Origin of the sequence: Catenibacillus scindens (assembly GCF_014202115.1) — a bacterium.
GTDB lineage: Bacteria > Bacillota > Clostridia > Lachnospirales > Lachnospiraceae > Catenibacillus > Catenibacillus scindens.
The window spans coordinates 1-9,596 of record NZ_JACHFW010000029.1 but is presented as its reverse complement, the minus strand read 5'-3'; the positions used below and the strand labels follow the sequence as shown (position 1 = coordinate 9,596).

At 41.2% G+C, this 9,596-nt stretch carries 11 protein-coding genes; 3 read left to right on the top strand and 8 right to left on the bottom strand.

Annotated elements, in window-relative coordinates:
* Together HNP82_RS17860 and wecB are read left to right on the top strand one after the other, a co-directional pair.
* Positions 1–182: hypothetical protein (locus tag HNP82_RS17860; RefSeq protein WP_207720661.1), on the top strand; the 182-nt coding region annotated here is incomplete at its 5' end.
* A gap of 27 nt (positions 183–209) precedes the next feature.
* Positions 210–1,298, top strand: a complete 1,089-nt coding sequence (wecB, locus tag HNP82_RS17335) for a non-hydrolyzing UDP-N-acetylglucosamine 2-epimerase (RefSeq protein ID WP_183776728.1) — start codon at positions 210–212, stop codon at positions 1,296–1,298.
* A gap of 153 nt (positions 1,299–1,451) precedes the next feature.
* Here wecB and HNP82_RS17330 read toward each other — a convergent pair whose 3' ends face one another.
* From HNP82_RS17330 to HNP82_RS17295, 8 genes are all read right to left on the bottom strand, one after another.
* Positions 1,452–1,889 (bottom strand): Zn-ribbon domain-containing OB-fold protein, encoded by a 438-nt coding sequence (locus tag HNP82_RS17330; RefSeq protein ID WP_207720660.1) that lies wholly within the window; start codon positions 1,887–1,889, stop codon positions 1,452–1,454.
* A gap of 35 nt (positions 1,890–1,924) precedes the next feature.
* A complete protein-coding gene (locus HNP82_RS17325; protein WP_183776727.1) occupies positions 1,925–3,214 on the bottom strand; it encodes a thiolase family protein in 1,290 nt (429 codons plus the stop codon).
* Positions 3,215–3,226: 12 nt separating this feature from the next.
* Positions 3,227–3,466: an acyl carrier protein gene (locus tag HNP82_RS17320; protein WP_243164851.1), complete on the bottom strand. Its 240-nt coding sequence runs from the start codon at positions 3,464–3,466 to the stop codon at positions 3,227–3,229.
* A gap of 97 nt (positions 3,467–3,563) precedes the next feature.
* Positions 3,564–3,965, bottom strand: coding sequence for a DUF1648 domain-containing protein (locus tag HNP82_RS17315; RefSeq protein WP_183776726.1), 402 nt, complete (start codon positions 3,963–3,965; stop codon positions 3,564–3,566).
* A 3-nt stretch (positions 3,966–3,968) separates the two neighbouring features.
* Positions 3,969–4,235, bottom strand: a complete 267-nt coding sequence (locus HNP82_RS17310) for an autorepressor SdpR family transcription factor (protein WP_183776725.1) — start codon at positions 4,233–4,235, stop codon at positions 3,969–3,971.
* 573 nt (positions 4,236–4,808) lie between these two features.
* A complete protein-coding gene (locus HNP82_RS17305; RefSeq protein WP_183776724.1) occupies positions 4,809–5,768 on the bottom strand; it encodes a translation initiation factor 2 in 960 nt (319 codons plus the stop codon).
* Positions 5,769–5,777: 9 nt separating this feature from the next.
* Positions 5,778–6,218, bottom strand: a complete 441-nt coding sequence (locus HNP82_RS17300) for a DUF4869 domain-containing protein (protein WP_183776723.1) — start codon at positions 6,216–6,218, stop codon at positions 5,778–5,780.
* A gap of 875 nt (positions 6,219–7,093) precedes the next feature.
* A complete protein-coding gene (locus HNP82_RS17295) occupies positions 7,094–7,558 on the bottom strand; it encodes an outer membrane protein assembly factor BamD (protein ID WP_183776722.1) in 465 nt (154 codons plus the stop codon).
* 503 nt (positions 7,559–8,061) lie between these two features.
* Here HNP82_RS17295 and HNP82_RS17290 point away from each other — a divergent pair.
* Positions 8,062–9,288, top strand: coding sequence for an ATP-binding protein (locus HNP82_RS17290; RefSeq protein WP_183776721.1), 1,227 nt, complete (start codon positions 8,062–8,064; stop codon positions 9,286–9,288).
* Positions 9,289–9,596 lie beyond the last annotated feature (308 nt).

The following is a 9,596-nucleotide window of genomic DNA, read 5'->3' as shown; positions in this document are numbered from 1 at the left end:
GGAGATGCTTATATTATAACTGGAAATTTTGGCCGCTTAATGTGTCCTTGGCTGACCGCCATTTAAGTCACAGGCTGGCCGCCAAATATGGCACAAGTGGCCGTTTAGGCTGGCAATCTGCAGTAGGAAACTGGATATTTATAAAGTCCGTCATCAAAGAGAAAATAGGTTATTCAAAATAAACGAGGATTTTGTTGTGAAAAAAAATAATGTTGACTTTCGGGACACGTCCAGAAGCTATCAAGATGTGTCCTCTCATCATAGAATTAAAGAAAAGAAAAAATATTGAGACAATCGTTTGCGTCACTGGACAACATCGCCAAATGCTGGATCAGGTCTTGTCTACATTTAATGTTATTCCAGATTATGATTTATCTGTTATGCTTCCAGGACAGACTTTATTTGAGATCACAGTTAATATCCTTACCAGAATAAAAGACGTCCTGGAAAATGTAAGACCTAATGTTTGTCTTGTCCATGGCGATACGTCCACAACATTTGCCACAGCTCTCGCCTGTTTCTATCTTCAAATACCCGTTGGACATGTTGAGGCCGGCTTAAGAACCTACAATATCTATTCTCCATTTCCAGAAGAATTTAACAGGCAGGCTGTTGGTCTTATCTGTAAATATCATTTTGCGCCTACCGAATTGGCAAAAAAGAATTTGATTGCGGATGGGAAGGATATATCTACCATTTATGTCACGGGAAATACAGTTATTGATGCCATGCGTCACACTGTTGTAGCAGATTATCATCATTCTGAACTGGACTGGGTAGGAAATGACCGTATGATTCTGATCACAGCCCATCGAAGAGAAAATCAAGGAGAGCCAATGCGACATATGTTCAGGGCAATACGCAGGGTTCTTGATGAACATCATGATGTCAAGGCCATTTATCCGGTGCATATGAATCCCAAGGTCAAAAAAATTGCCAATGAAGAACTCAGCGGCTGCAGACAGATTCATATTATCAATCCCATAGAAGTATTTGACTGGCATAATTTTGAAGCAAGGTGTTATCTTTGTCTGACAGATTCCGGTGGAATCCAGGAAGAATGTCCCGCTTATGGAAAACCGGTACTGGTCATGCGTAATAATACAGAAAGACCGGAAGGCGTTGAGGCGGGAACGCTCAAATTAGTTGGCACAGATGAAAATGACATATATAAATGGTTTACCAGATTACTTGATGACAAAAATGAATATGAAAAAATGGCTCATGCTGTAAATCCATATGGAGATGGGCACGCATGTGAACGTATTGCCGATATATTAGAGGGAATAATCTTATAAAACTCTGTAGACGCACGAAAAATTTTTCACAAATAAAAAACCTTCAAACAGGCAGAGGACTTTCCCTCTGTATCTGCTTGAAGGTTTTTATATGTGATCTATACCCCGCCGGGCGCGGCATAACGTCTTATTGATTTATGCAGGTATTTTTAATTATTCATCCAGCTCGAAGAATAATGTTGTGTATCTGCCCATATCATAGAATACCGGGCGCACGCGAACCGGAAGCTTACCGTCAATCTCACGGGCTTTTTTCTTATTAATGCCAAGGATAACTGCATTGACAGCCGGGCCTTCATCTAACTGAACTTCGCCGCACACATATTTCAGCCCGCGGTCTTCCAGTTCAAGTCTGGCATTTAATACACCAGTAAATACAAAGCTCATTAACTGGCCTTTTCCGGTCAGTGTTGTCCACTCTGTCTCATGGTATCCGCAGCTATTGCATGCCAGATGAGGAGGAAATTCAATTGCTCCACACTCCGGGCATTTTCTGGCGTAAATAACGCCATCTTTTAATCCATTCCAGAACTTCTCAACGATATGTTCCGGATTCCAAAACTCTTCTGTTTTCATTCTTTCAGAACTCATCTTACAAACCTCCTGTATTTCCTTTTGCTGATCAATTAGAAACCTGCCTTCAGGATTACGCAGCGAACATTCTGCGCGCCGCCAAACCCTCTCAGGAAAGTATACTTAGGAAGTTTCTTTACCTGGCGTTCTCCGGCTTCTCCACGCATCTGTGTAACAGCCTCAAAAATATCAGCCATACCGGAGGCGCCCATAGCGTGTCCATAGGAAGTTCTTCCGCCGTTGGTGTTCATCGGCTTATCGCCATCATAAGCGATTCTTCCGTCAAGAACATATTTCCAGCCTTCGCCCTTTGGAAGATATCCGATTTCTTCGGCTGCAAGGAATGCGGAAGGTCCAATAAAGTCATTAACTAAAAGGAGATCCATATCGTCCGCCGTCAGGCCGGTTAATTCAAATACCTGGCGAGCAGCTTCAGCGGTTGCCTTTTTCTCAAGATGAGGAACAATAGCGTCCAGCACAGAAGCGCCGATTCCGAGAACTTCGATAGGTTTATCTGTAAACTGTTTCGCAATTTCTGTAGGAACTACGATACATGCGGCAGCGCCGTCAGCTACACAGGAGTCACTGGAAGTTCTTAAATACTGTGTCATCTTCGGATTGTGGGGGGATTTCATATATTCCCATACATCATCATATCCTGCCTCTTTTGCCAGCTCATCGTAGGTTGTACGACGAATCGCGCGGGGACACAGAGCAGCCGCGCGGCGGAAATGATATGCCTGATGAGCGAGAACATCGTCAATCTGATCGGCTGTCAGGCCATTTTCTTTTGCGTAGTAGTTGATCCAGTCATCATGATTCATACCAGGGCCGCCGCCGAGATATCTTCCGTAGGCGCGGTCGAAAATAGAATCCAGATCCGGGAACAAAACTTCAGATGTCATAGGAATACGCAGGAAATCCGGTGTATTTCCATCAGGCATACCTGTGGCCTGATCGCAGGCGCCAGTAAGAACAACGTCATACATACCGCTGCCAACTGCCATAACAGCTTCCTCAAGTCCGATATAACCTGTACAGCATCCTTCTGAATGGGAAACAGACCCTTTGCCTCTCATACCAAACCAGTCAGCCTGCTGAACATTAGGTGTAATACAATGATTCAGGACATATGGGTTAGCGGAGCCATGGAAGAAAAACTGTACGTCGCGGGGCTCTACGCCTGCGTCTTTCATAGCATCCAAAGCCGCATGTCCGAAAAGTTCACCATTGGTCAGTCCTTTATATGTCTCATTTTCCACGCCGTTAAAAAATGGTGTAGCGCCAATTCCGACGATGGAAACACTTCTCATAGTTTTTCCAAGTTTAACATTGGTCAGCATATCTTCGTCTCCTTACATTTCATCCATCACAAAATCAACAAGGTCACCGATTGTCTCAAATTTACCAAATCTTGCAACTGGAATCATTACATCAAATTCATTTTCGATAGAAGCACTCATTGCCACACGCTGTGTAGATGCCACTCCCAGCTCCTCGGAGATCTTTGTGTTTTCGTTGATCGCGGATGCATCTTTCTGAAATGCCATCGCTGCAAATTCGATCATTTTTGCTAATACTTCTTCTCTTGTCATACTTTGTTCCTCCTTCAACTTTCCGATTCCTTTTGAATACTCTTTTATTATATACTTTATAAAAGGGCTCGAAAAGAGCAAACTTTCTGGTTTTGTATTATTTTTTTCTAAACTGTATAAATGAATATACCACGGGAATGATGACGCAGACAGCAAGTACATTCACCTCAAAGCCAAGGGCAGCCGCATAAACCACTCCGGAAACGGCCAGGGAGATCACTGGAACAATCCAAAATACGATCCCCATAGGTTTATAGTGTATATTTTTCCTCTTAGGATCGTTAAGAACAATAAAGAGCATGATGATCTGGATCACTGTCAACATACAGGGCGTCCCGAAAACGGCAAATACCTTAGATGACCATCCGTTAGCCACTCCGTCCACTCCCCAATGGGTAGCAATCTGATCCGGCAGGCGGTTCCAAAGAATGAGCCCCGCCAGAATCGGCAGCAGTGTGACCACTATTGTAATGATAATTCTCTTCCTATATGTTTTCATGATTTAAACATCTCCTTTTAGTTCCGTCAGCCATACCATAATTTCTTCCAATACCGTTAGATTTAATTCATAAAATATGAAATTCTTTTCCCTCTCTTCCCGTATCAGATCCGCCTTTTTTAAAATCTTCAGATGATAAGAAACGGTAGCCTGGGTCATATCAAAATGACCGGCAATCTCCCCGGCAGAAAGTTTTCCGCTCTTCAGCAATTCCAATATTTTGCGCCGCGCCGGATCAGCCAGCGCTTTGAATGTCTCACCAAATCCCAATCAATCACCCATCCTTTAAACCAATCATAACTATTTAGATTATTTTCTAAATACTTTATAGCACTAAGCCAAATAAATGTCAACGGTCATTGGACAGATGTCGCCAAGTATATATAATGCCGCCACTATAGTACAGAAAGCTACCGCCACACCGGCTTTGTTTTCGCTGCCGGATTTTCTGCGATGGACATCCTTTATTTGGGCTTTAATGTATTTCCTGCTCTTTTCTGTATCAGAAAGAGTATGATTCAGCCATCAGAACTGGGCGGACAAGTTTATGCTTTCATAAGAATCTGGCCGCCCCAGCTCTGATGAGCGGGGTGCCTGAAAATGAGCGAAGGAACGGCGTAAGCTGCGGGTCAGCGCGTAAGCGCGCCGCAGCGTAGGCGTGGGCTGAACTGTTACTATTTTATTTATATTTTTCTTCATGGACACTTTCTTCAATGCCGGAATCAACACCTGGGAACATCGCTCGTCAAGCCGCATAAGATACAATTGTTTTGTTACGGGCAGAATCACGGAAACACCTTTGAAATTTTCCGGGATATCCTGGATCAACCTGAAAATCTCAATTTAAAATTTTACGCCCTTTATACTATTAAGGATGATTTTCTTATTTTTTTCATGAAGATAATTTTCGTTCAATTTTGTCTTGCTATATCTAAGATAAGAATCCTTTGTTCTCTCAACTAAAAGGCTTGTAAAAAATCTTTCCCAACTGAAATATTCTCTGCCGTCAATATAATCCTCCGGGTTTTCCAATATAGCCTGGATATCTTTTCCCTGGATCAGCGCGGACTGTAAGATCAACCATTCAAAAGACTCTGGAAAATAGAGATGAATGTTTTTCTTTTGGAGAGTATATTTGTAAAGACGATCCACCTCAGGACCAATTGCGGCCCCATCTGCGATGATACATACGCTTTCTTTTCCAATCTGTTCCAGCATATGGAAGATGTTTGATTTACCGCCGGCGCTTTCACAGGAAATTTTCCTTTCCTCTCCTATAGCTTTAAAAAAATCATATCCAGAATTAGAATCTTCTGTAATAATTTTTTCCGGTATCACAGGGAGTCTTTGATAATCCGAATAGATCTGATACATCTGATTGTATACTCTCCGGGTATCATGGTACTTTCCGGAACAATGAATGCCATAAATTTCTTCCACGCTATAGGGAAGTGTATATAAATTTTCTCTGGTAATCAGAACATAATAATTATCCGAATTTTTGACTGCCGCTGCAAATTCTTCTGTGTTAATAAAGGCATTTTCCTCATCGGTAAAAAAGATAGTTTCCGAGGAATTTTCCAGGATCAGTTTCCAATTTGCTCCCTCCAGCACTCTGCAGGGAACATCACACACCACGTCTATGCCGCTGGAATCCCCAAGATTTTCCGCCTGCCTGATCATATTGATCAATGTTGTTTTCCCTGTCGCACTGTCTCCCCGGATAATGGTAATGTTTCTTTTGATCTCAAATTCATAATGAAGCCGGTTATTATTAATGATGATCTTATGTTTTCCTTTCATCTTTTTCACCTATACATATTTTCCCGCAATCCTGACAAATTCTTCCATATTATGAACGATATCCCCTGTATTCAGGATTTTGATCTCAAATTCATTGCTTCCAAAGTCCATAAGATGTCGGAGATTTATCGTCAGATCTTTTTCATTTCCAATTTTTAATATCCATTTCGCACAGTTATCGCCACATGCAGAAGCATTAAAAACTTTGCCTGACCGGTCAAATGCCAGGAGTATCAGCGTTTTTACTCCGCCGGAGATCTCTTTTACAGAGATTGGGCCAAGAACAGGACTTTCTATTAAATGGGGGCCGATCACCTCCGAATGATCTACATCCTTTATCATTTCTACCGATAATTTATCTGTGATCCACTCATCTTCATACCGATTATCAAAGTATGCGGGCGGATAGTAAATTGCCTGATCCATCTTTCCCAGATATACGCTCAGCATAATATACCTCCAAAATAACCATCATTTGCTGACAATATCATCTTCTCCTCCGCAGTACCATCCTGCATGGAGTAGTTTTTATATCACGGCAAAAGTAGTTTCCTTGATATGAAAAAAGCGGGAAATGTTTCGGCAATCTCTGCCGACACTTTCCCGCTTTTGTTCGCCGTCCCGTGCGGGAATCGAACCCACAGCTAGCGCTTAGGAGTACAACCCGAATAGGTAAATGACTGTCCCTGACAGTTACTTAAAGTCAAGAAAAGTCAGTATTTAAGGCAACTTTCGAATCAAAATCTGTCAACCTGAATATCCCTTTGTCAATTCCAGATAAGGCTAAAATGTTAGCTGGGTGTTAGCTGAGCTAACATCCGGGGAACACTCTTAATTAAATAACTGGATCAATCATCGTCCACCAATTTTTGAATGCCGGGAATGATAAATGATATTAAATTGATCAGATTTATACATTAATTATACGTTACAATAAACGCTTTGTCCATGATTTTCTGGATGTAAATGCAAGTTATTAAGTGTTCGAATTGATTTTTTAATCAAGATATCCGCATAAATTGCTTTACCAGACTTGTGCCGCTACTCATATTCTTTCAACTCATTTTTCATGTTGTTAATTGCTAATCCAATTTTTTCAATTTCAACCGGTATATATTCTTCATTTACTCTTATTCCGCCTCCCAGCAAACTGAAAATCTTTTCTGATGTTGATATATCTAACTGTAATTTTTTATCCGATAATAAGGTGTTTATATTATCTGCAACTTTCTCTGTAAGAAAATTGCTCCGAAATTCGAGAGTTACTTAATATTTTTATCTCATTTGCAATTCCTAGCATATAATAGATTAATTTCATAATGTGTTCATTTACTTCTGCTATAATCAAGGGAATCTAACTGTTGTGTTGCAGCTATTATCTCATCTTCAGTTACAGGAATTTCCATAATGGTTTGTTTAGCCGATTTTGCTTCAGAAATAGCCGTCTCCAGTGTAGGAATGAGCGTTTCATCCAAAGCTGGCTTACCCTCTACGACAAGTGCCTCTGCTTCGGAAATAGCAGTGTCCAAGTCACTGTTTTTTTGTTCGGCAGAACTTCTGGCAGAATCAAAAGCGTTAATAGCTTCTATCATTGCCTTACACGCATCTACACGTTCTGCAGTATCTTTATAATTTTCATAATCTTCAATGCTTTCGTACAGCTCTAAGGCAGCTTGGTAATCTCCAGCCTCCTGCAATTTAACTGCCTTATTGTAATCGCCACTTTTACAGCCTATTAAAGACACGGCAATAACAGTTGACACCAAAAAGAGTATGATTTTCTTCTTCATTTCCTCTCCTTCTATAAAAAGGGCGTAATAAATGCTATGCACTGAAAAACGTGGCCGACTCTGTTGCGACACACTTTACTCCAAAGCAGGAAATGACAGCCAAGCATACATTTTTACCAAAAGTATGCCTGCCTCGGAGTCTATTAAACTGTGTTGCACTAATATAATAGCACAAACAAACGGAAAGAAATAGTGGTTTCTGGAATTTTGATGGTTTATATGTAGATGAGCGGATTTCGTGAATAAACTGGGCGGAAAACGTAACACAGGAGCTTCTTGTAGTACGGGGAAATAACTTATTGTTTTGAATAAATATTTTTTTGCGCGGGCAACCTAAAAAACAGGGTGCAGCTATTATACGGATGTAACCAATCATATATTATATTGGTTACATCCGGGAGCAAAACGCGGTTTCAATGTGCCTTGCAGTCGTTGACATGGATATATTTTTAGGATAAAATAAAGTATACTTTATATTTTCTTAAAAGCAAGGAGGTCATGTTATGCTATACATTGAGCGGGCATTGGAACGGAAATTTTTGCGTATGAGTTCCTTTTTCAAAGCGGTGCTTGTAACAGGCGCGCGGCAGGTTGGTAAAACGACCATGCTGAAACATTTGGCCGAGGGACAAAACCGCACTTACATTTCTATGGATAATACAATGGCGAGAACCCTGGCCCAAACAGATCCCGTATTGTTCTTTCAGACTTACAAGCCTCCAATCATCATTGATGAAATACAGAAAGCCCCAGAGCTGTTTGAACAGATTAAAATTATGTGCGATGAAACCGAAGAAAGAGGTTTATTCTGGCTGACCGGCTCCCAACAATATAAGATGATGAAAAATATCCGCGATACACTGGCCGGAAGAATCGGGATTCTGGAGCTATACAGCTTTTCCAAAAATGAAGTAGACGGAGAAGTTTTTACAAACAAACTGGATTTCTCTCTGCCGTGTCTTTTGGAACGGCAGAAAACGGCAAAAAAGAATGATATTGTAGATGTGTTTGAGCATATCTGGCGCGGCGGGATGCCTGACGCGCTGCGGGCCGATACCGAGCAGAGACAGGAATATTTCAATTCTTATATTGAAACATACCTGATGCGGGATGTAGCAGAAGAAGGCGGTATTACCGATTCTGTACGTTTCCGAAAATTTCTTACTGCCTGTGCTGCCTTGACAGCCGAGCAGGTAAATTATAAAACTTTGGCGGAGGCAGCCGAAATTTCCCAGCCCACGGCCAAAGAATGGCTGCGGATCTTACAGGGATTAGGCATTGTCTATCTTCTGCCGCCCTTTGCCAATAATGAATTGAAGCGATTAACAAAAACACCCAAACTGTATTTCTGTGATACCGGACTGTGTGCCTATCTGTCTATGTGGCTTACCAGAGATACCCTGATGAATGGTGCCGCAAACGGACATTATTTTGAAAACTATGTCGTAATCGAACTTTTGAAAAGTTTTTCTTACTCAGCAGATAAAGCAAACCTGACATACTACCGTGATTCTAACGCAAAAGAAATCGATGTGATCGTAGAAGAAAATGGAATGGTTCATCCGCTGGAAATCAAAAAATCTGCAAATCCTGATCGCAGAGAAATCAAAAAATACGAGGTACTCGACAAGACAACCTTAGAACGTGGCAGCGGCGGTATTGTCTGCATGTGCGAAGAAGTAATACCGATTGATCAGAAAAACTGCTTTATTCCTTGTAATCTTATATAGATAGATAATAGAAAGTGGCCAGCCTCCCTTATATGTGACTGACCACTTCTATGTTGTTTTTCCTGTAGCGCTGTCTCCCCAGATCATAGTGATATTCCTGTTGATCTCAAATTCATAATGTAGCCTGTTGTTTTTACAACAATCTTATAAGTGCCTTTTTTGAATTTTAACCCGATGAATACGTTTGACATAGAAAAATACCTGTCTACTCGCTTTATAGTGGCTCAGTTGTCAAGACAAAAATCTAAGATTTTTATAATGAACTGATATGGTGGACAAGTTCCCGGGAGAAGGATGTAGATAGTGGG